Source organism: Flavobacterium sp. 103 (assembly GCF_003096795.1).
Taxonomy (GTDB): Bacteria; Bacteroidota; Bacteroidia; order Flavobacteriales; family Flavobacteriaceae; genus Flavobacterium.
Genome location: NZ_QENX01000001.1, coordinates 1,990,540 through 2,012,543, shown reverse-complemented (window position 1 = coordinate 2,012,543; position 22,004 = coordinate 1,990,540). Strand labels below are relative to the sequence as shown.

Sequence of the window (22,004 nt, the reverse complement as noted above, 5' to 3'; positions counted from 1 at the left end):
TAATTCAATTACTTTTTGTTCAAAAAGTTTGGTTTAATATTCACCATCACATACGCCCATTGCGGAGTAAGGTTCGCATTCGCAACATTTTTAACTTGTGCCGATGCCATCGATTTGGTTGCTTGCATATAAGAATAGCCCGCTTCAATATTGATCATTTTGGTCATATTGTAAGACATTTTCAAATCAAGCTCTGTTCCTAAATAGCTGGTTTGTTTTCCTCCTGCTCCGTTGGATAAAGAGTTTGCCGATTCGAAACCGTGTAAGTCAGCAAAAAGAGTTAGGTTGTCTTTCAAGTTGTATTTGGCTTTCAAAAAGTAGTTTAGCAAACCTTGAGCTCCAAAACCGCTTGATGCGTAGAAGTAATCCATAGTTCCCCAAAATTTGTGAGGCGTTCCATAAAGTGGGTCAAATAGATTGTTCTCTGAAGTCGCAGTAACGGCTTTTGTCCCATCATTTCCTGATAAATAATCAATTCCAGGGCCTACAAATAATTTTCTGCCCACTTGCAAAGTCGTTGTAATCGAAGCCAAATTACTGCTCAAACTGCGACCGTTTTTGTCGTGTCCAAACTGGTGGTACAAACTTCCTTCAAATTTCAATTTTCTGGTAGCATTCACATTATAGTAGAAACCAGTAGTGTTACGCGTCCAAATTCCTTGTTCGTTAACTTTGGTCACCACTGGAGGAGTTCCCGCAGTTACATTGGTATATTTATTGAAATTATCGCTTAGGAATAAAAAGGAAATGTCTCCAAAGAAAAACTTCTTAGCGATATAAGCATATTCCAGTGATTTGTAATTAGTCCCCAAACCGTTAGTTCCAGCGGTATATCCTGAAGTTGCTGCCGGAACACCGTTATAAATTGTCCCAGCCAATAATTCTTTGTTTTGATTAAAGGCAGCTCCAAAATCGGCTGTCCATCCTTTGTTAAAGTACTTCAAGACAATCGCGTCATGGTAACGCGCTTGTTGTAACCAATCCAATGCTCCTATTACCTTTTGGTCATCATACGAAATCTCTTGACGTCCTATTTTTAAGGATAAATTTTGAATACTGCTTACCGTGTCGTTCAGCATTATTTCGCCCCAGGCTTCGTGCAATTGAATTCCATTATTCTCTGCAGTCGTTACTCTGTTAATGGTTGAAGCATCTTGCCCCCAAACGCGAACATCTTGAACGGCAACAAAAAATTTGAATCTGTATCCTGTAAAACCTACATTCAATCTTGTTCTTTGCGAAGTAAAAACAGCAGTCTCGGCGTCTTTTGATTGCAAAGTGCTGTAACCGTCTCTAAATTCTGTTCTTGGTCTGAATTGTCCTGAAGCTGTTAACTGTGCATTTGCAGCGTTATAACTAAAAAATGTTATGGCCAAACCTAATAGTATCGATTTTGAATTTTTTCTTTTTTTAAGTGCTTTTATTTTTTGTATTTTGGTTGTAATCTTTTGCATGATAAATTGGTTTTGATTAGTATGAAGCAAATATACATACGTATTACTACTTACGTATTTGCTTTTTACAGTCTAAAACCTCTTTTTTACACAACAAAAATTATTCTGATAACAACTTATTTACTGCGTTAACGCAAATAATTATTGTTAAGCCTTATAATTATTGACGCCAACAATCACTTAGTTTTTATCTAAAATACGTACTTAGCTCAACGTCAATAAATTATTTTTCCTCCAATAATCCAAAAAGTATATTTATTTCCGCAAAAAAAGCCCCAAAAGGGCTTATTATATTCAAAGTTCAAAACTAAAACTACTTATACATACTTATGCTCCATAATTTCCGATTTCATTTTATTGATTTGTTGCAGTCCAATTTTCTTCCCAACGGTTTTAATTAATGTCTCTCTCTTCAAACTCGAAATCACACGTGTTACCTGCTCTTCGGTCGTTCCTGCAAAATCGGCGATTTCTTTTCGGGACAAATCGAGATTGATCAAATCATTTGTTTGGCCAAACTTTCTATGGATATACAATAAGGTATCGATCACGCGCTCTCTTACGTTCATGTGGGCAATTTTCCGAATGTTGTTCTCACTCTTGTTCAATTCCTCAGCATAAAAAAGCATCATGTCATACGTGAATTCAGGAACGTTTTTAAGAATGTCCAGCATTACTTCGTTGTTAAAATTGCACAAAACCGTATCCTCCAGCGCATAAGCCCCTATCAAATACCGATTGCTAGTACCAAAACCCCTAAAACCAACCGTGTCCCCATTTGTGGTAAACCGAACAATTTGTTCCCGGCCGTTGATTCCTGTTTTTACCGTTTTCACCTTTCCTTTTTGCACAAAATAAAGTCCCTGAATGGGCGCGCCCTCTATAATGAACTGTTGTGTCTTCTTGCAGGTAAAACTATGTTTCTTCTCTATATAACTTTGCATGTTAGGCAAATGAATATGCTTTTTGATAAAACAATTTTCATTACTACAACTGTTGCAAATGGCTTGATTCTCTTTCATCTGTAGCTAATTATTATTTGTTTTTAAGTGTTTGATACATCCAAAACCAATTCTTTAATTCATCATTTACTTCGTCAGTTCGCTAAAACTCGTTTGGGCGTGACCCCAATCAGCAAAGCGGGCCAACTTTAGAGACCGCTTATTCGCCCGCTTTACTCATCGGGGTCGGGCTATCCCGGCTACTTTGGTAGCTAGTTTCTATCCCTCACGCAGCAGTAAACGAGATATTTAATCCAATGAACAAATCTTGGTTAAATGACAAAATCATTAAAAATTATACTGTAACTGTCTTTATTTGAAGTAAATGTATAGGTTTTTCGCAATAAATAATACTTGACACAAGCCGAGAAGACTCCCAATCAGCATAAAAAAAGACCCTTTTTTTATGCATTTTTTATAAATGAACCCGAAAAAATGACGTCAATTATCATTTCATCTACTTAGGGATGATACTTTTTGGATATTCATAATTTTTAACATATAAGTAAAAATACGTAGTTTTTTATAATTTGTAGTTTTTTACTTAAACAAAAATCCCAATCCAAGAGAGTTTGGATTGGGATTTTTACAATTATGATCCTATTTGGATTCTTAAATATTTGAATTTAAATAACCATCGTCAATTGAATTCTCTTTCTGTCCTCATCAACCTCCACAACTTTTACGGTAACGTGTTGATGCAATTTAACTACTTCGTTCACATCGCTTACAAAACCCGCTTTGAGTTGGGAAATATGAACCAATCCGCTTTCTTTCACCCCAATATCAACAAAACAACCAAAATTGGTAATGTTATTCACAATTCCAGGAAGAATCATACCGGTTCTAACATCTTTTATCGATTTAACATTCGGGTCAAATTCAAAAACAGTAGCTGCTTTCCTTGGATCTAATCCCGGTTTTTCCAGCTCTTTAATGATATCTTTCAAGGTCAAAACACCAATATCGGGAGTAATGTAATTTTCAGGTTTAATTAGAGCCGTTTTTTCTTTATTGGCAATCAAATCATTTACCGTTATTTTCAAATCTTTGGCCATTTTTTCAACAATAGCATACGCTTCGGGATGCACCGCCGAATTGTCCAAAGGATTCTTCGCATTCGAAATTCGGATAAAAGCAACTCCCTGTTGATACGCTTTATCACCCAAACGAGGGACCTTTTTGAGTTGTTTTCTGTCGGTAAAAGGACCATTTTCGGAACGATACGCTACTATATTTTCTGCCAGCTTCTCTCCTATTCCACTCACGTAACCCAACAAATGCTTACTCGCCGTATTAATGTTTATCCCTACAGAGTTCACGCAACGAATCACCGTATTGTCCAGTTCTTCCTTAAGTTTGTTTTGATCCACATCGTGTTGGTATTGCCCAACTCCAATTGCTTTGGGATCAATTTTTACCAATTCAGCCAACGGATCAGACAATCTACGCCCAATAGAAACGGATCCACGAACCGTAACATCATAATTAGGAAACTCCTCTCTCGCAATCTTCGAAGCCGAATAGACTGAAGCCCCAGCCTCCGATACGATGAATACCTGAACTGGTTTGTCAAATGCAATTTTCTTGATAAAGAATTCAGTTTCTCTCGAAGCCGTTCCATTTCCTATCGATATAGCATCAATATTATAGGCGTTGACCATCGAACGGATTTTTTTCATGGCCATGGCTTCCTCCTTTTGCGGAGCATGCGGATAAATGGTTTCGTTATACAACAAATCTCCTTTCTCATCCAAACATACCACTTTACATCCCGAACGAAATCCTGGGTCAATTGCCAAAATTCGTTTTTCACCCAATGGGGGAGCCAATAACAACTGCCCTAAATTATTCGCAAACACCTGAATCGAGTTCGCATCTGCTTTTGCTTTGGCTTCCTGCAATGTTTCGTTCGAAATCGCAGGATTCAACAAACGTTTATAACTGTCCTCAATCGCCAATTGAATGTGCGGTGTCGTGCTGTTGTCTCCTTTTATGATTAATTCGTCAATAATGTCGTAGGCGTCATCCAACTCCACATCAACTTTGAACTTGATAAAACCTTCATTTTCGGCTCTCATAATAGCCAATAAACGATGTGAAGGTGCTTTGGTCAACGGCTCGGACCAATCAAAATACTGATTGAATTTCTGTGCTCCTTCCTCCTCTTTTTTAGACTTAACCACTTTAGTCGTAATTGTAGCTTTGCGTTCAAACAATCGTCTGAGTTGCTTTCTAACATAGATATTCTCATTAATCCATTCGGCAATAATATCTCTTGCTCCCTGCAGGGCTGCTTCCTCATTAATAACATTTTCATTCAGATATTGGGTCGCCAAGAAATCAACATCATCCTTGCTTTGCGCCATTATAATCTTCGCCAAAGGTTCCAATCCATTCTCTCTTGCAACATCGGCTTTAGTTCTTTTTTTCTTTTTGTACGGCAGATAAAAATCTTCCAACTCCTGCAAATCGAAACTTTGTTGGATTTTTTTCTCCAATTCAGGTGTCAAAGCATTTTGTTCCTGAATAGATTTTAAAATTGCTTCTTTGCGTTTTACAATCGTTTCATATTCTTTTTGAAATTTGGCAATTTGTTCAATAAAAACTTCATCCAAATTTCCGGTTTTATCTTTTCGATATCTCGAAATAAACGGAATCGTGCAGTCTTCCTGTAATAATTGAACTGTGTTTTGAATATTGATTGTTGCCGTTGCAACGTGTTTTGAAATGAATTGTAAATTGGTCATTTTTATGCAGTGATTTTATTATCCTGTAAAAATAGAAAAAGGAATGTATTTCTATTCGTTTACTTTGTTTTTTGCTGGAGGTAAAAAATTCTCACCGGTCACTACACTTTTTCCGGTTTTGTCTTCTAGTGCAATCCTCGCATTTTTGGCAATGGTGCCTCCTTTTTTGCTTGCTTTCGCATTTTCGACGAGTCCTTTGGCTTGGTCACTTTCGGCTATTTGCCTTGTGGAAAGTTCAGCCAATGCAGTAAAAATCAATTCGGCTTCACTCATATGATCTCTTAAATTTTGGGTTTCCAAGCCCTTAACTTCTTTATGCTTTTTTACCGACAATCCCGTCCATTCCTGATGAATAATATTGGTTAATAACGCAAACTCGTCTTGTTTTTCGACACCGCTTTCTTTCCAATAGTCTGTGAGCTTATTTCTAGTTTCTTGCCCCGTCATTCGTTGCTGAATCCATTTTTCGCTTCTTCCTAGTTTTTGCCAATTTTCACGGGCACGATCTAAACTTTGAGCTGGATCTGCCAATTCTTTCATTCGTTCGTAACCGACTTTGGCCAACCATTGTTTGAACGGTTCCGCTTTTGGTGAGGGTATAGATTGGATTAATCTCAAAAGTTGTTCGGTATCAGCCACATCTGTAGTTCTTTGTTTCCCATCTGTTGCTTCCATTTTCAACTGTCCGATTTTATCGGACACTTCACTTCCCTCTTTTAAAAGTTTAGCTTTTAAATCTCCCCAATATTTTCTAGGCCTATCAGTTCCAGTTAAAATCTGAATCACATCAATAACTGAGAAATACCAAATTTCCTTTTCAGCATCGTAATAGCTACGTACTTTTTTCTCTTCAAATAATTTAATTGGGCTCATAGTTTATACATTTTAAAGGCTTAAATAAGAACTCTAAATATAAGAAAAACAACAAACTTCTGCTATCTTTGAACCTTTATTTTACTCAAATGAATTTATTTTTATATTTCTTTTTTCTTGTTAATATTGTAGCATTCATTACAATTGCTTATGACAAACAACTAGCTATTAAAAACAAAAATAGAATTTCGGAAAAAACACTTTTGGCTTGGGTGGTCATTGGAGGAACAATTGGATCATCGCTTGCGATGTCGATTTTTCGGCACAAGACAGCAAAAACAAGTTATTTGCTGAAATTTTTCGGAATAGTTACTCTTCAAATTATAACCATTATCGCATTGTTTTATTTTGATCTAATACCATTATAAAACAAAAAAAGCCCAGTTTAAAACTGAGCCTTTAAATATTTTGGTGCGAAGCACCTCGCGATTTTTTTTTAGTGACAAGCGATTTTATTCACTCTATTTTGATGTCTTCCTCCTTCAAATTCAGTAGCCAAGAAAGTTTCAACAATTTCTACTGCTTGTGGAATAGAAGTAAATCGTGCCGGAATACTAACAATATTGGCATCATTATGTAATCTTGTCAAAACTGCAATTTCCTTAGTCCAACATAAACCTGCACGGATTTTAGCATGTTTATTAACAGTCATAGCAATTCCATTTCCGCTTCCGCAAATAACAATTCCAAAATCAGCTCTACCTTCACTTACATCTTCAGCAACCGGATGCGCAAAATCAGGATAATCAACACTTGCTTCAGTATCTGTACCGTAATTGGTTACTTCATATCCTTTTGCTTCAAGCATTGCAACAATTGCTTTTTTATAATCTGGTCCGGCGTGGTCATTCCCTATCGAAATTTTCATTTTTTTTGTATTAGATTTTGAACTGCAAATTTAACCAAAGTATTTTAGATATAAGCCAAAAAACAGTTATTCAATTCTAATAATAGATTAAGAATTTAAAGAGAAATCAATTTAATATAAATGTAACACAACTCCTTGATTATAAGAAAATTTGAAGGTTATTAACATTTTCATAAATACACAATAGTCTGTAAATCAATGTACAGAATGTAATTAAAATGTTAATATTTTGTATTGTTAATAGTAAAAGCTAACTACTTGATATTCAGTTAACCTTAAATTAACATAAAATGTTTATAACTTTAGATAGAATTTTAGAAGTTTTTTGGGTTTGTAAACAAAAAATAAGTAATCCAAAACCTATATTTAAAATCCAAATAAAGTTTGATGAATTTTTAGAAAAGTTATCAATACTTAAAATTGGTTTTTCAACAAGAAAACAAAATTCACTTATTTACAATTTGTATATTTTTTGAATTGTTAACAGTTGTTAACTAATCTAAAAATTATCTTAAAAGACAGCAATTTAAGTTAAAATAACTATGTTAATAACTCAAGATAAAAAGCTAAAACTTCATTTCAATACATTTTTTTAGAAATTTATAGCAACTATTAACAAGCTATAATAACCATAAATAATTAATTTAAATTTAAATTTTCTTTTTGTTGTATTTAATATATGTTGACAACTTTAAAATTTGAAAACAAAAAAATTGAATTGAATTTTTGAAATTTCTTAAACGATAGAAAGTTTGGAATTCAAATTGTCTAGTATTTCTTGAACTTGTTCAAAATCGTTTGGGTGTACTTTCAATTGAATTCCACCGTAGGCAAAGCTTGCCAGTGGGTCAATGGAGACAATGTGTTCGTTTTCGAAAAAATAATGAATTTCTTCCTGATCCAGAATATGTCTAAGTACCACGATTTCATGTGGATAGTTAAAAATAGCAATCGTTTTAAAGTCTTTCATTTTGAATTTTTTATAAATGTAGTAAAGTTATTATTAGTTTAAAACTCTAGGTAGAATAAGGAATAGTGAATACAATTTTGTAATTTTAGACTTTTAAGAAAAGATACATGAGTAAAAGATTAAGAAAGCCGATAAAGAAAGAGAAGGATTTCTCAGATAAAATTATAAAAATATTATCGCAAAGTGCCAATAAAGCCTTTAATTATAAGCAAATAGGAGCCAAGTTAGAATTGGACGATACCCAAAGCCGTAATCAAATTATAAAAGATTTAAAGATTTTGGCTGCTTCAAAGAAAATTATAGAATCCGAACCTGGAAAATATTTGATAAAAGCAGCAAGTAAAGAGTATTACGAAGGAACAATTGATATGACCGGTCGTAAAACGGCGTATTTTATTTGTCCAGAATTTGAAGAAGACGTTTTTATTCCAAGTAATAATTTGAATCATGCTTTAGATAAAGACAAAGTAAAAGTTTACGTTTATAATAAAAGAAGCGGACGAAGAGCTGAAGGAGAAGTGATTGAAGTGATTGAAAGATATAAAACCGACTTTGTTGGGGTTATTGACATTCAAAAGAATTTCTCTTTTGTCTCAACTGCTAACCCAAAAATGTACACGGATATTTTTATTCCAAAAGATAAAATAGGGGAGGCGGAGCAAGGTGATGTAGTTTTGGTTCATATCGAAGATTGGCCTTCAAGAGCCGATAGTCCTTTTGGAAAAGTGGTAAAAGTTCTTGGAAAACCAGGAGAACACGATACTGAAATTCACGCTATTTTAGCTGAATATGGTTTACCTGCTGAATTTCCTATCGAAGTGGAAACCTTTGCCCAAAAAATAGACACTTCGATTGAAGCCAGTGAAATTGCGAAACGTCGTGATATGCGTGATACGCTGACTTTTACAATTGATCCAAAAGATGCTAAAGATTTTGATGATGCTTTGTCTTTCAAACAATTAGAAAATGGTAATTATGAAATTGGAATTCATATAGCCGATGTTTCTTATTATTTGGAAGAAGGGACCATACTCGATGATGAAGCTTTTCAAAGAGCTACATCGGTTTATTTAGTCGATAGGGTAGTACCAATGTTACCTGAAGTGCTTTCTAATTTTGCCTGTTCATTGAGGCCACAAGAAGAAAAATACACGTTCTCGGCTATTTTTGAAATTACAGAAACTAGTAAAGTAGTAAATCAATGGTTTGGTAGAACTGTAATTTTCTCCGATCAACGTTTTGCTTATGAAGAGGCACAGTACATCATAGAAACTAAAGACAATACCATTCCTGTTGATATTTCAATTACTGGAAGTTCTTATGTGGTTTCAGATGAAATTGTTGCAGCTACGCTTAAAATGGATCAATTAGCCAAGATATTCAGAAGAAATAGAATGAATGAGGGCGCTATTTCGTTTGATAAAGTAGAAGTAAAATTCAATTTGGATGCAGAGGGAGAACCAGAAGGAGTTTATTTTAAAATTTCAAAAGACGCTAATCATTTGATTGAAGAATTTATGCTTTTAGCAAATAGAAAAGTGGCGGAATACATTGGTAAACAAAAGAAAACGTTTATTTATAGAATACACGATGAACCCAATGAAGATAAATTAATAGCCATGCAAAATCTTATTGCTAAGTTTGGTTATAAAATTGATTTTAGAAACAAAGGAGACATTTCGAAATCATTGAACGCTTTGATGGAAGAAGTGAACGGTAAAAAAGAACAAAATTTAATTGATACTCTAGCCATTCGATCCATGAGTAAGGCAAAATATTCTACTGATAATATTGGTCATTACGGGTTGGCATTTGATTATTATTCCCATTTTACATCGCCTATTCGTCGTTATCCGGATGTTATGGTGCACCGATTGTTGCAGTACTATTTGGATGGAGGAAAATCGGTTGATGAAGAATTGTATGAAACTAAATGTTTACATTCCTCAACCATGGAAGGTTTAGCAACTAATGCCGAAAGAGATTCCATCAAATACATGCAGGTTAAATACATGCAAAACCATAACGATCAGGAATTCCTGGGTGTTATTTCTGGAGTTACCGAATGGGGAATTTATGTTGAAATTATAGAGAATAAGTGTGAAGGTATGGTGAGAACCCGAGATATAAAAGAGGATTATTATACTTTCGACGAAAAGCAATATGCTTTAGTGGGCGCCAATTCTGATCGATTATTGCAATTGGGTGATGAAATTTATGTAAAAGTAAAAAATGCTGATTTAGTTAAAAAACAATTGGATTTCAACTTTATAAGAAGAAATGAATAATCTTATTTTAAGATAGTGATATTAACAATTAAATTTTATAAAAATGAAAAGAATAATTTTAGTAGTTTTTGTATTTCTGGCTCAATTTACTTTTGCACAAACAACAATAGTTCTTAAGGATTTTGATGATGTAAAAGTGTTTGATAAATTAAGCGTAACTTTAATAGCTTCCAATGAAACTAAGGCTGTAATTACAGGGCCTGAACAAAGCAAAGTGGAAATTGTTAATAAAAATGGACTTTTGAAAATAAGAATGCCATTAACAAAATTGATGACAGGAGATGAAGCAAAAGTGACATTATATTTCAAAAAAATTCAAAGTATTGATGCTAATGAAGGTAGTTCTGTAACTTGTGCAGATACTTTTAAACAAACAACCTTTGATTTAGGCACTCAGGAAGGAGCTAAGATTACAGTTGTATTAGATGTGGATAAAACAACTATTAAAGCCTTTTCAGGAGGAATTGTTACAGTAACGGGTAAAGCAGTCACTCAATCGGTTTCTGTTAATTCTGGAGGTGTTTTTAATGGCAAAGATTTAGAAACTTCCCAAACAACTATAAGTATATTTGCTGGTGGAAGTGCCGATGTAAATGCAACTACTCTTGTTGACGCTAAAGTAAAAACTGGAGGTACTATTTTTATTTATGGTAAACCAAAAGAAATAAAGCAAGAAACAGTTATGGGTGGAACTATTGTTCAGAAATAATAAATAATTTTTAAAGTCATTTTTTAATGATAAACGATATTTTAACGGGGATTCCATGGGGAGTTCTCTTGAGTTTTATGATTGGCCCTGTGTTTTTTATTTTACTTGAAACAAGTATAATTAAAGGATTTAGAGCTGCTTTGGTTTTTGATTTAGGTGTTGTTTTAGGGGATGTTTTTTTTATAACAATTGCTTATTTAGGTAGTTATAGATTAATTCAAAGTTTAAATGATAATTCTTCCTTGTTCATTTTTGGAGGTTTTATTATGATGGCTTATGGCTTTATTTCTTTCTTAGGAACTAAAAAAGAAAAGAAAGTGAATACAAAATCAATTGATAATGAGATTATAAAAAAGAACTATCTGGGTCTTTTTTTTAAAGGTTTTTTTCTGAACATCATTAACATTGGTGTACTAGGTTTTTGGTTAGCGGTTATTATTTCGGTTGGACCAAAATTAGAAATGGAAACCTCTAGAGTACTTACATTTTTTATCTCAGTAATTATTACTTATTTAAGTATTGATTGCATCAAAATAGCCTTGGCTAAGCAATTGAAACACAAAATGACTCCAACCAATATTTACAAAATAAAAAGAGGAATTAGTGTTGTCTTGATGATTTTTGGAATAGTTTTAATCTTTCAAGGATGGTTTCCAAAAGAAAAGCAAATGGTAAAAAATGCTTTTGAAAAAATAGACAAGTAAATTTTTATTAAAATATTTAAGCAAAAGGGACTATTATTAGTCTCTTTTTTTTATTTCATTTTTTTTTAAATGATAAAAAAAAAAAACAGCTAAAATTTCTTTAGAAGTCTAGACGCATCGTCTGGATTCGAAGTATATCTTTATCTAATTTTTTCTAAAAATTAAACATAAAAAAAACAGCTAAAATTTCTTTAGAAGTCTAGACGCATCGTCTGGATTCGAAGTATATCTTTAAATAATTTTTTCTAAAAATTAAACATAAAAAAACAGCTAAAATTGCTTTAGAAGTCTAGACGCATCGTCTGGATTCGAAGTACATCTTTATCTAATTTTTTCTAAAAATTAAACATAAAAAAACAGCTAAAATTGCTTTAGAAGTCTAGACACATCGTCTGGATTCGAAGTACATCTTTATCTAATTTTTTCTAAAAATTAAACATAAAAAAACAGCTAAAATTGCTTTAGAAGTCTAGACACATCGTCTGGATTCGAAGTACATCTTTATCTAATTTTTTCTAAAAATTAAACATAAAAAAACAGCTAAAATTGCTTTAGAAGTCTAGACACATCGTCTGGATTCGAAGTACATCTTTATCTAATTTTTTCTAAAAATTAAACATAAAAAAACAGCTAAAATTACTTTAGAAGTCTAGATACATCGTCTGGATTCGAAGTATATCTTTATCTAATTTTTTCTTTTTTCTAAAAATTAAACATAAAAAAAACCTCTAAATTGCTTTAGAGGTTTTAGAGGCATCGTCCGGATTCGAAGTACATCTTTATCTAATTTTTTCTAAAAATTAAACATAAAAAAAACCTCTAAATTGCTTTAGAAGTCTAGACGCATCGTCTGGATTCGAAGTACATCTTTATCTAATTTTTTCTAAAAATTAAGCATAAAAAAAACCTCTAAATTGCTTTAGAGGTTTTAGAGGCATCGTCCGGATTCGAACCGGAGTAGGAGCTTTTGCAGAGCCCAGCCTAGCCGCTCGGCCACGACGCCATTCTTGAACGGATGGCAAAAGTAACTTAAAATTTTAAAGTTTAAAAGTTTAAAGTTAACTTTTTTCTATTTTTATACTAATTGCTATAATTTGAAATAACGCTCTTCTTCCATTTCTATGGTAACCGCTTCTACATCACCACCAATAGGAGGATTTATTTTTGAAACTCCCACTTTTATTTTTGAAACGGTTTCCAGTTCTGCCAAAGCTCTGTCGATAATTCTTTTGGCAACATGCTCCAATAAATTGGAACGAATAGCCATTTCCTCAACCACAATCTTGTTTAAATGTACATAATCTACCGTATCTTTCAAGTTATCGGACTCCGAAGAATGCTTCAAATTTGTTTTTATTTCCAAATCGACACTGTAGTCTGAACCTATCTTTCCTTCTTCTATTAAACAACCGTGGTACGAAAAAGTGCGGATGTTTTTTAATCTTATTGTTCCCATTTTAATTCAGTTTAAAGTTTCAGGTTTCAGGTTTAACGGTTGTTAAGTAACTTTAAACCTTAAACCTTAAACCTTTTTTTTATCTTTGCTAAAATAATTATAAAAAATGGCATCAGAAGAGAAATCACTTCATTTTATTGAACAAATTATAGAAGACAGTTTAACAAACGGTTTTCCTCAAGATAAATTACGCTTTCGTTTTCCACCAGAACCTAATGGATATTTGCATATTGGCCACGCCAAATCTATCTGTCTTAATTTTGGTTTAGGTCTAAAATACAATGCACCAGTAAACTTACGTTTTGATGATACCAATCCAGCCAAAGAAGAGCAGGAGTATGTGGATGCTATCAAAGAAGATTTAAAATGGTTGGGTTTTGATTGGTCTGAGGAATTGTATTCTTCTGATTATTTCCAACAATTATACGAATGGGCTGTTGCTATGATCAAAAATGGTAAAGCCTATGTTGACAGCCAGTCTTCAGAAGATATGGCAATTCAAAAAGGAACTCCAACTCAGCCTGGAGTTGATGGACCTTACAGAAACCGTTCTATTGAAGAAAATTTAACTCTTTTTGAAGGTATGAAAAATGGTGATTTCCCTGAAGGAAGTCATGTTTTGAGAGCCAAAATTGATATGGCATCATCCAATATGCTGATGCGTGATCCATTGATGTACAGAATTTTACATCGTCATCATCACCGTACTGGAAATGATTGGAATATTTACCCAATGTATGATTATGCGCATGGTGAAAGTGATTACATCGAGCAAATTTCGCACTCAATTTGCACCTTGGAATTTGTGATGCACCGAGAATTATACGATTGGTTTTTGGATCAAATTTATGATAAAAATCAAGTTCGTCCACATCAATATGAGTTTGCTCGTTTGAACTTGAACTATACCGTTATGAGTAAGCGAAAGCTCTTGCAATTGGTACAGGAAAATATTGTAAATGGTTGGGATGATCCTAGAATGCCTACTATTTCTGGTCTAAGAAGACGCGGTTATACTGCTGCTGCAATTCGTAAATTTTGTGATGTGATTGGAGTTGCAAAACGTGAAAATATTATTGATGTTTCACTTTTGGATTTCTGTTTACGTGAAGATTTAAACAAAACGGCTCCAAGAGTTATGGCTGTTTTAGATCCTGTTAAAGTAGTTATTACCAATTATCCAGAAGGCGTAGAGGAGTGGCTTGAAGCAGAAAATAATCAAGAAGATGAATCGGCAGGCTATAGAAAAGTTCCTTTTTCTCGTGAATTGTATATAGAAAGAGATGATTTCCTTGAAGTGGCTCCAGCTAAGTTTTTCCGTTTGAGTTTAGGAAATGAAGTTCGACTTAAAAATGGTTATATAATTAAAGGAGAAAGTGTTACAAAAGATGCAAACGGTACTATTACTGAGATTCAAGTAACTTATGATGAAGATTCCAGAAGTGGAAGTGGGAGCGAAGCTAGTCAAAGAAAAGTGGCAGGAACCTTGCATTGGGTTGCTGTAAAAACTGCTGTAGAAGCTGAAGTTCGTATGTACGATCGTTTGTTTATAGACGAAGCTCCAGACAGTCATAAAGAGAAAAGTTTCTTGGAATTTATGAACACTTCTTCATTGCAAATCGTAAAAGGTTTTGTTGAACCAAGTTTATCAGATGCTAAAATTGGTGACCATTTTCAGTTCCAACGTTTGGGTTATTTCGTTGTTGATAAAGATGCAACTGACTCAAAATTAGTGTTTAACAAAACAGTTGGGCTTAAAGATGCTTGGGAAGAAAAGGACAAAAAAGAAGCAAATTTGTTGATGAACACACAAAAAGAGATCAATAAATATGTAAAAGAAAAGGATGATAATAATGCTTCTGTTCTTTTAAATGCAATTGTTGATAACATCAAATCTATTGACAATTTTAGTTTACTTTGTCAAACGGTGGTCAAAAATGTGAAGAATGACAATAATTCTTTATTGTTTGCCAATTTGCTTTTACATTTTTCCGATAAAGTAAAAGCTAATGATATTGATTTAGAAATCGTGCACAAATTATATACGATGTCTTTGAAAAGTCAATTAGCAACTGTACGTATTTTTGTATTATTAAATCTAAAAAGGGATTTAGTTAATAATTCAGTTTTTGAAACTCAAATTGCTGAATTAAGAAATATTGAAAAAAATGAAAAAGTATTAGAAGTACTTAATTCAATTTAAATTTAACATATAGTTTTTATCAATCAAAAGTGCTTTTTATAAAGCACTTTTTTATTATATAATATATTGATTGTTTTTAAAGATTTTATAAATAATATTGATAAAAATCAACATCCATAAATTAAATTTAAGAGTGTTTTAGATTTTAGGGATATCAATTTATATTTTTATATTTTTTATTCTTTAGAAGTTGTTATTTTAGTTTTTTATAAAAACAGCTCTTTTTTCCTTCATCAATCATATTTTCCTTCGTTGTTTTATAAAAAATTAGCTTTTTTAAAGTATAAGTTTTTACTATTAAAATTTAACAGTAATAATATTAAACTATTATTTATTTTAAGTATTAATAAATAAATATTTATAGTTTATATTTATTGAAATTGACTTTTATATCTTCTTTTTAAAACAATTTTATTTTATTTACATGTAAATATATAATTTTTAATTTTTAGTTTAAACAGGGGCTTTATTTTGGATTTTTGAGCAGTAATTTGCACTTTAACGGCTTGTTAACATAAGTTTGTTGATAAAGTTGTATTTTTATGAGTAGTAATCTTTAAATTTAATTAAAATGTCAAATAATACTGGAAATACAATTGTAGCTATTTTGGTTGGTGCAGCTATAGGCGCAGGTGTTGGAATTTTGTTTGCACCAGATAAAGGATCCAAAACTAGAGAAAAACTTAAAGATGGTTTTGATGATGCCAAACACAATCTTCAGGATAAATATCATGAGGTATCTGAAAAATTAGTTGGAAAGGCAAAGGAATTAATAGGCAAAGATGATATTGATGGTAATTATCAAAATATAGTTTCTTCATTAAGTCATAAGACTGAGGATGTTATTTCATTTTTAGAGAATAAATTAGCAGAACTTAAATTAAAAAATGCTAAATTTCAGAAATAAAATCAAGCATATATGGCTTTTGATAAAATAAAAGAAAACTCCGAGAATATTCAGGAACAAGCGCAGGCTTATTTTGAGAGTACAGCTTCCTATTATAAATTGTGGGGTTTTAAGGTTGCAATGAAATCTACCACAATGATTTTGAAGTTTACTTTGATTTTATTGTGTTTTAGTATGGTTTTGTTATTTGGCTCTTTAGCTGCCGCTCTTGCGATTGGCACTTATTTTGACAGTTATGCTATTGGATTTCTTATTGTTGGAGCATTTTATTTAATTATCACTTTCCTTTTATTTTTAATTAAGGAAAAAGTAATTGAAGGACCAATTTTAGAAAAATTTTCAGAAATCTTTTTTAACGATTAATTATGGAGACAAAAAAATACTCATCATATGCAGCAATTGATCGTGATCTTGAAATCTTAAAATTAGAAAAAGAAATTAGTTATCAAAAATTAGTTTTAAGCATTCAAAGAACTAAAGATGAAATAACACCAGAAAATATAGTTAGTGGTTTTTTGGCACCATACAAAGAAGCGATTCCAAATCAATTGCTTTCAATAATTAAAGCAGTGGTTCCATACATTATCAGTTATTTTATAAATAGAAAAAGAGGCGATTAAGCCTCTTTTTTATTGTAAAACATTTTCTTTTATGCTGGTTCTGTTGGCTCTGAAGTATCAGATGGGTTATAGTCAATAGCAGTATTATCTGTTTTTTTGACTCTTTTTGGTTGTTTTTTCATTTCTTCTCCAATAATATTTGAAGCGGTAAAACTTGTCACCATACTGTTTAGCATATCACTGGCAGCTTGTGGAGAGTTTGGTAATAATATCAAGTTTGAATTTGTATCAGCACCAATGGCTTGCAAAGTATCATAATGTTGAGTTATTACAATTAAGGCAGATGCTTCTTGTGAATTAATCCCAACATTATTTAAAACTTCTACACTTTCCACTAATCCACGGGCTATTTCTCGTCGTTGATCTGCAATACCTTGACCTTGCAGTTTTTTACTTTCTGCTTCTGCTTTAGCTTTAGCCACAATTCTGATTCTCTGAGCTTCAGATTCAAACATGGCTGCTGTTTTTTCTCTATCTGCAGCATTAATTCTGTTCATCGCATTTTTCACTTGAATATCCGGATCTATATCAGTAACCAATGTATTGATAATATCATATCCGTATGTCAACATAGCCTCATTTAGTTCGCGTTTTACACCTATTGCAATATCATCTTTTCTTTCGAATACATCATCTAAAATTAGTTTTGGAACTTCGGCACGGACAACGTCAAATACATAAGCTGTAATCTGATCGTGTGGATATTCTAATTTGTAAAATGCATTATAGACGTGCTCTTGAATTACTTTAAACTGTACAGAAACTTTCATTTTGATGAAAACGTTGTCTTTGGTTTTTGTTTCAATCAAAACATCCAATTGTTGTATTCTCAAATTTACGCGACCGGCAATTCTGTCTATCAGCGGAATTTTAAATTGCAATCCCGAATTTCTTACGCTCAGGAATTTACCAAAACGTTCTATTATAATACTCGTTTGCTGTTTCACTGTAAAAAACGAGGAAAGAAAAATAATCAAGCCGAAGATGATTATAAAAATAAAGGTAATGTTCATGGTTAAAGTTTTTAAGTATGTGTATGTTATACGTAGGAATATCTTTTAAGTTACAAAAGTTAAGTTGTGCAATTTTATTTAATAATCTATGATTCATATTTTGTTAACAACTATGAATTACTATAACTGTATTTTTGGTAACTTATAGATAACCTACTTTAAATGAAACATTTTTACTTTTTATTATTATTATTTAGTGTGAATTCCTTTTCTATGGAATCTTTTCAAAGTTTTATTCTTACTAATAGTGGATCTAAGATTGCGATCAAAACAAATTTTTTTCGAATTGACTATATTGAAAAAACAGTTTTTTATAAACTTGAAAACTCTGAAATTGAAAAAAAAATAAGCTTTAAAGATTTTGATTATGTTCTTATTGGGAAGAATAAATTTAAAACGTTTAAATTAAATAATTCAAAAGAGATAAATGGTTATTTTGTGTTATCAGAGAGTGCTTCTAAACTACTCATTCTTTCATCTACATCATCGGATGATGAGGAAAGTAGTCTTGTGAATTATATTTTTTATATAATAGATTTAAACGGCAATATATTGGAAAGTCTTCGATTTGATAATCTTAAGAAGCCTAAATCTGTTTCTGTGCGAGGTGATATTTTTTCAAAAATTCAATTTTATTTTAAAGATTGTAACTTGTTGATGGATAGAATTTCTTCATATGATAATACATCTTTTGAGAATTCTAATCTGGATATTTTAGAGTTTTTTAATTCACCTGTCTATATTGAATGTCTTAAATAAAAAAGCTCCCATTTGGGAGCTTTTTGTTTTATAATGTTGTTATTGCAGTTTGTAACCTTGAAATCGTTTCTTGTTTTCCAATGACTTCAACAATATCAAATAGGTGAGGGCCTTTAAGTGCTCCGACCAAACTCAATCGGAACGGTTGCCTTTCCTTGCCTATTCCAATTTCTTTTTTTGTCATTCAATGTTTTATTATTTTAATATTTTCAGAAGTAAAATCTTTTATTTTCCAATACCAAACTATTTAATAAAGATTTTATTTGTTAAATTATTTATTTATTTTAGCCTCTTATAACCTTTATTTAACTTACATCTATTATGAAAAGAATTTTATTTAGTTACTGTTTAATTTCTAGTTTTTTTGTCACTGCTCAAAATACTATTATTCAGGAAAAGTATGAGAAAAATAATCATCCAATAGATCATTTTGTACTTTCAAAAAGTAATCTATTTGTGATTTCAAAAGGTGATAATATAGGTGGTTTGGTTAAAGCAGATGCAATTAATAGTATGAGTACTTATGATAGTGAAGGCTCTAAAAAAGTTCTTTTTAATGATAAAAAAATTATAGGAACTATGTTTTCTGTTTCTGATAAATGTTTATTAGTTACTGATATTTCTTCAGGAATGTTTAATTCAAAAACCAAATATTTAATTGATGATAAGTACACTGAAATTGGAAAATCTGATATAAAAGATATGAGGAGTTTTTATGGAGGAAGTGGTTCTTTTACTGCAAAGAATGAATTTTATTTAAAAAACAAAAAAGATGATTTTGATATTGATTTTGTAAAAGATGATCTTTATTTGTCAGTTAAAGATATAGTTACCAGAAAAAAGAATACTTATAAAATAGAAAAACCTAATTTAAACAATTTTATTGGACCTAATTTTATTAAAAGTAAAGAGAAATTCAGGTTTAATTTTGTTGTTAATGACGATGAAACAGTCGATTTGGATGGGAAATCCATTTCAAAAGATTACACCAATACTATTTTATATAAAGTAAAATTTTCAACTGATGGAAAAAAAGTAAATGAGCTTGCATATGATTTAAAAATACCTAATCATGTATTTCTTTATTCAAGGAATGGTGGAGGTAAATTTACTGATGGAGGATATGATAACAAATTTCTTCATTTTGGAGATGATCTTTCTATCAATAATTATATTAAAGATGTTAAAACAGGTGATATTTATATTTATGGGTTGTATGGAGATGAGTTAGGAAAATTAAATGATATTGCTAGTCCTAAAGGTTTTTATATTTTCAAATTTGATAAATCCGGAAATAAAGTTTGGGAATCCATAAATAAAATTGATGATTCGGGTTTCAATAGCAAGCTTGTAATGGTTCAAGTTTTTGTGGATTTGGTTCAGTTAAATGATAACGTTTGTTTCAGTATCAGAACAGGTGGTTTAAAGGATTTTTTCCATTATAGTATTGTTGATAAGACTTCTGGAAAAATGATTAAAGCACAAAATGTTGAATTCAATGAATCATTTGCTCATGCAAATAACATTGGTAATATGGAGTATGGTATTAATACTAATTTTAAAGGTTTTAAGAATATAAAATTTGACTTTAATAGTATTATTGCTATTAACTCTAATCCAAAAGTTGCGGATTATATAAAAAATGTCAAATCAAGTAATGATTTGCTTTTTTCTTCTAAATTTTCAGATTTAGGAATTTGGCTTTATGAATCTGATGAAAAAGAATATTTTAAAGTAACCCTTTTTAAAGGGTAGTATAAAAAAAGCTCCCAAATCGGGAGCTTTTTTTTATAATTTATCTATTGCTTTTTGAATTCTTGAAATCGTTTCTTGTTTTCCAATGACTTCAACAATATCGAATAGGTGAGGGCCTTTGAGTGCTCCAACCAAACTCAATCGAAACGGTTGCATTACTTTACCCATTCCAATTTCATTTTTTGTCATCCAATCTTTAACGATTGTTTCAATATTTAGAGAAGTAAAATCACTTATTTCTTCGATTACCGATATCAATTCTTGCATTAAAGCCGGAGTTTCAGCTTTCCAATTTTTGCTTGCTTTCTCGTCATAACTTGTTGGTGCGATAAAAAAGAAATCACTCATTTCCCAAAATTCTGAAACAAAGTGTGCTCTATCTTTAACCAACGAAACAATTTTTGTCATTTCGATTAAGGAAAAGTATCTGTTTAGATTCTTTAATTCAACAATTTTGGAGAATTCCTCAGCTAAAACAGTATCTTCTTTTTTCATCAAATATTGATGATTGAACCATTTGTTTTTTTCTGGGTCAAATTTTGCTCCTGATTTATGGACTCTTTTTAAATCGAAAGCTTCCGTTAATTCTTCCAAAGTAAAAAGTTCTTTGTCGGTTCCGTCATTCCATCCCAATAAAGCTAAAAAGTTTATTACTGTTTCTGGGAAAAAACCTTTCTCTCTGTACCCTGATGAAAGACCTTCTTCGGTTTTCCATTCTAATGGGAATACTGGAAATCCCATTTTATCTCCGTCACGTTTAGATAATTTACCGTTTCCAATTGGTTTTAGAATCAATGGTAAATGTGCAAATTCTGGGGCATCCCAACCAAATGCACGATATAACATTACGTGTAACGGCATAGAAGGCAACCATTCTTCCCCACGAATAACGTGTGAAGTCTCCATTAAATGATCATCTACAATATTAGCCAAATGATAGGTTGGCATTCCATCACTTTTGAATAGCACTTTATCATCCAAAAGATTCGTATCAAATTTTACATCTCCACGAATGATATCCTGCAAATGCAATGTTTCATTTATCGGAGTTTTAAAACGGATAACATAATCTTCATTATTAGCAATTCTTTTAGCTGTTTCTTCTTTAGTAATTACCAATGAAGTGTCTAATTTTTCACGATTATGATGGTTGTAAATGAATGTTTTGCCTTCTGCTTCGTGTTGTTTTCTATGAGCGTCCAACGCTTCGGCAGTGTCAAATGCATAATAGGCATTACCTGATTCAATTAACAAATCAGCATATTGTTTGTACAAATGTTTTCTTTCGCTTTGTCTGTAGGGACCAAACTTTTCATTTTTACCAACAGTTTCTTCTGGTGCAATTCCTAACCATTCCAAGGCTTCCAATATATATTCTTCTGCTCCTGGAACAAACCTGTTTTGGTCAGTATCTTCTATTCTTAAATAGAAAGTTCCGCCATTTTTTTTAGCAAATAAATAATTAAATAAAGCGGTACGTACTCCGCCAATATGTAAAGGTCCTGTTGGACTTGGTGCAAAACGCACACGAACTGGTTTAGACATTATTGTAAATTTTTTGCAAATATACAATTTCAATTTGTCGTTTGTTATCTGTAATTAGTGTTTCTTCAACACGTTAATATTATGTTTTATTTACCTTTTAGTAAGCATTAAAATTATTACTTTTATTGG

The 22,004-nt window shown here is 31.8% G+C and carries 19 protein-coding genes, 1 tRNA gene and 1 pseudogene; 10 read left to right on the top strand and 11 right to left on the bottom strand.

Annotated elements, in window-relative coordinates:
- Nucleotides 1–8 precede the first annotated feature (8 nt).
- The 4 genes from C8C85_RS08080 to C8C85_RS08065 all read right to left on the bottom strand — a co-directional run bounded on the left by C8C85_RS08080 (nt 9) and on the right by C8C85_RS08065 (nt 6,078).
- The gene (locus C8C85_RS08080) at nt 9–1,454 is read right to left on the bottom strand and encodes an alginate export family protein (protein WP_207786925.1); all 1,446 of its coding nucleotides are present in this window, start codon (nt 1,452–1,454) and stop codon (nt 9–11) included.
- A gap of 317 nt (nt 1,455–1,771) precedes the next feature.
- Entirely contained in the window at nt 1,772–2,476 is a 705-nt protein-coding gene (locus tag C8C85_RS08075; protein ID WP_077374719.1) for a Crp/Fnr family transcriptional regulator, read from the bottom strand.
- A gap of 605 nt (nt 2,477–3,081) precedes the next feature.
- Entirely contained in the window at nt 3,082–5,205 is a 2,124-nt protein-coding gene (locus C8C85_RS08070) for a Tex family protein (protein ID WP_116796614.1), read from the bottom strand.
- Between the two features lie 51 nt (nt 5,206–5,256).
- Nucleotides 5,257–6,078, bottom strand: a complete 822-nt coding sequence (locus C8C85_RS08065) for a Bro-N domain-containing protein (RefSeq protein ID WP_116796613.1) — start codon at nt 6,076–6,078, stop codon at nt 5,257–5,259.
- A gap of 89 nt (nt 6,079–6,167) precedes the next feature.
- On the opposite strand from C8C85_RS08065, the gene C8C85_RS08060 reads away from it, so the two are divergent.
- Entirely contained in the window at nt 6,168–6,446 is a 279-nt protein-coding gene (locus tag C8C85_RS08060; RefSeq protein WP_116796612.1) for a DUF1294 domain-containing protein, read from the top strand.
- 68 nt (nt 6,447–6,514) lie between these two features.
- On the opposite strand, the gene rpiB is transcribed toward C8C85_RS08060, so the two are convergent.
- Both rpiB and C8C85_RS08045 read right to left on the bottom strand, forming a co-directional pair.
- A complete protein-coding gene (rpiB, locus tag C8C85_RS08055; protein ID WP_077374707.1) occupies nt 6,515–6,946 on the bottom strand; it encodes a ribose 5-phosphate isomerase B in 432 nt (143 codons plus the stop codon).
- Between the two features lie 736 nt (nt 6,947–7,682).
- A complete protein-coding gene (locus tag C8C85_RS08045; RefSeq protein WP_111408370.1) occupies nt 7,683–7,916 on the bottom strand; it encodes a DUF2007 domain-containing protein in 234 nt (77 codons plus the stop codon).
- Between the two features lie 107 nt (nt 7,917–8,023).
- On the opposite strand from C8C85_RS08045, the gene rnr reads away from it, so the two are divergent.
- Genes rnr through C8C85_RS08030 form a run of 3 tightly spaced genes read left to right on the top strand, consistent with a single transcriptional unit; the run spans nt 8,024 to nt 11,617 of the window.
- A complete protein-coding gene (gene rnr, locus C8C85_RS08040) occupies nt 8,024–10,204 on the top strand; it encodes a ribonuclease R (RefSeq protein WP_116796610.1) in 2,181 nt (726 codons plus the stop codon).
- Nucleotides 10,205–10,247: 43 nt separating this feature from the next.
- Nucleotides 10,248–10,913, top strand: a complete 666-nt coding sequence (locus C8C85_RS08035; RefSeq protein WP_116796609.1) for a head GIN domain-containing protein — start codon at nt 10,248–10,250, stop codon at nt 10,911–10,913.
- A 26-nt stretch (nt 10,914–10,939) separates the two neighbouring features.
- The gene (locus C8C85_RS08030; RefSeq protein ID WP_116796608.1) at nt 10,940–11,617 is read left to right on the top strand and encodes a LysE family translocator; all 678 of its coding nucleotides are present in this window, start codon (nt 10,940–10,942) and stop codon (nt 11,615–11,617) included.
- 932 nt (nt 11,618–12,549) lie between these two features.
- Here the strand turns inward: C8C85_RS08030 and C8C85_RS18445 are convergent.
- Nucleotides 12,550–12,620: transfer RNA gene (locus C8C85_RS18445), tRNA-Cys, on the bottom strand.
- 84 nt (nt 12,621–12,704) lie between these two features.
- Nucleotides 12,705–13,073, bottom strand: a complete 369-nt coding sequence (gene folB, locus C8C85_RS08025) for a dihydroneopterin aldolase (RefSeq protein ID WP_116796607.1) — start codon at nt 13,071–13,073, stop codon at nt 12,705–12,707.
- A 106-nt stretch (nt 13,074–13,179) separates the two neighbouring features.
- Between folB and C8C85_RS08020 the strand changes: the two genes are divergently transcribed.
- The 4 genes from C8C85_RS08020 (at nt 13,180) to C8C85_RS08005 (ending at nt 16,803) form a co-directional block, all read left to right on the top strand.
- The gene (locus C8C85_RS08020; protein ID WP_116796606.1) at nt 13,180–15,276 is read left to right on the top strand and encodes a glutamine--tRNA ligase/YqeY domain fusion protein; all 2,097 of its coding nucleotides are present in this window, start codon (nt 13,180–13,182) and stop codon (nt 15,274–15,276) included.
- Nucleotides 15,277–15,847: 571 nt separating this feature from the next.
- Nucleotides 15,848–16,183: a YtxH domain-containing protein gene (locus tag C8C85_RS08015; protein WP_077377526.1), complete on the top strand. Its 336-nt coding sequence runs from the start codon at nt 15,848–15,850 to the stop codon at nt 16,181–16,183.
- Between the two features lie 12 nt (nt 16,184–16,195).
- Complete coding sequence (locus C8C85_RS08010; protein WP_116796605.1) at nt 16,196–16,546, top strand: phage holin family protein; 351 nt, start codon at nt 16,196–16,198, stop codon at nt 16,544–16,546.
- Between the two features lie 2 nt (nt 16,547–16,548).
- Complete coding sequence (locus C8C85_RS08005; protein WP_116796604.1) at nt 16,549–16,803, top strand: DUF6327 family protein; 255 nt, start codon at nt 16,549–16,551, stop codon at nt 16,801–16,803.
- Nucleotides 16,804–16,832: 29 nt separating this feature from the next.
- Here C8C85_RS08005 and C8C85_RS08000 read toward each other — a convergent pair whose 3' ends face one another.
- Nucleotides 16,833–17,816: an SPFH domain-containing protein gene (locus tag C8C85_RS08000; protein ID WP_116796603.1), complete on the bottom strand. Its 984-nt coding sequence runs from the start codon at nt 17,814–17,816 to the stop codon at nt 16,833–16,835.
- Between the two features lie 213 nt (nt 17,817–18,029).
- Here C8C85_RS08000 and C8C85_RS07995 point away from each other — a divergent pair, with 213 nt between their 5' ends.
- The gene (locus tag C8C85_RS07995) at nt 18,030–18,575 is read left to right on the top strand and encodes a hypothetical protein (RefSeq protein ID WP_116796602.1); all 546 of its coding nucleotides are present in this window, start codon (nt 18,030–18,032) and stop codon (nt 18,573–18,575) included.
- A 28-nt stretch (nt 18,576–18,603) separates the two neighbouring features.
- Here the strand turns inward: C8C85_RS07995 and C8C85_RS07990 are convergent.
- Nucleotides 18,604–18,804 (bottom strand): annotated as a pseudogene (locus C8C85_RS07990) (glutamate--tRNA ligase); the annotation flags it as partial.
- A 92-nt stretch (nt 18,805–18,896) separates the two neighbouring features.
- On the opposite strand from C8C85_RS07990, the gene C8C85_RS07985 reads away from it, so the two are divergent.
- Complete coding sequence (locus C8C85_RS07985) at nt 18,897–20,330, top strand: hypothetical protein (protein ID WP_116796601.1); 1,434 nt, start codon at nt 18,897–18,899, stop codon at nt 20,328–20,330.
- Between the two features lie 33 nt (nt 20,331–20,363).
- Here the strand turns inward: C8C85_RS07985 and gltX are convergent, their stop codons facing one another.
- Nucleotides 20,364–21,875, bottom strand: a complete 1,512-nt coding sequence (gene gltX / locus C8C85_RS07980; RefSeq protein WP_116796600.1) for a glutamate--tRNA ligase — start codon at nt 21,873–21,875, stop codon at nt 20,364–20,366.
- Nucleotides 21,876–22,004 lie beyond the last annotated feature (129 nt).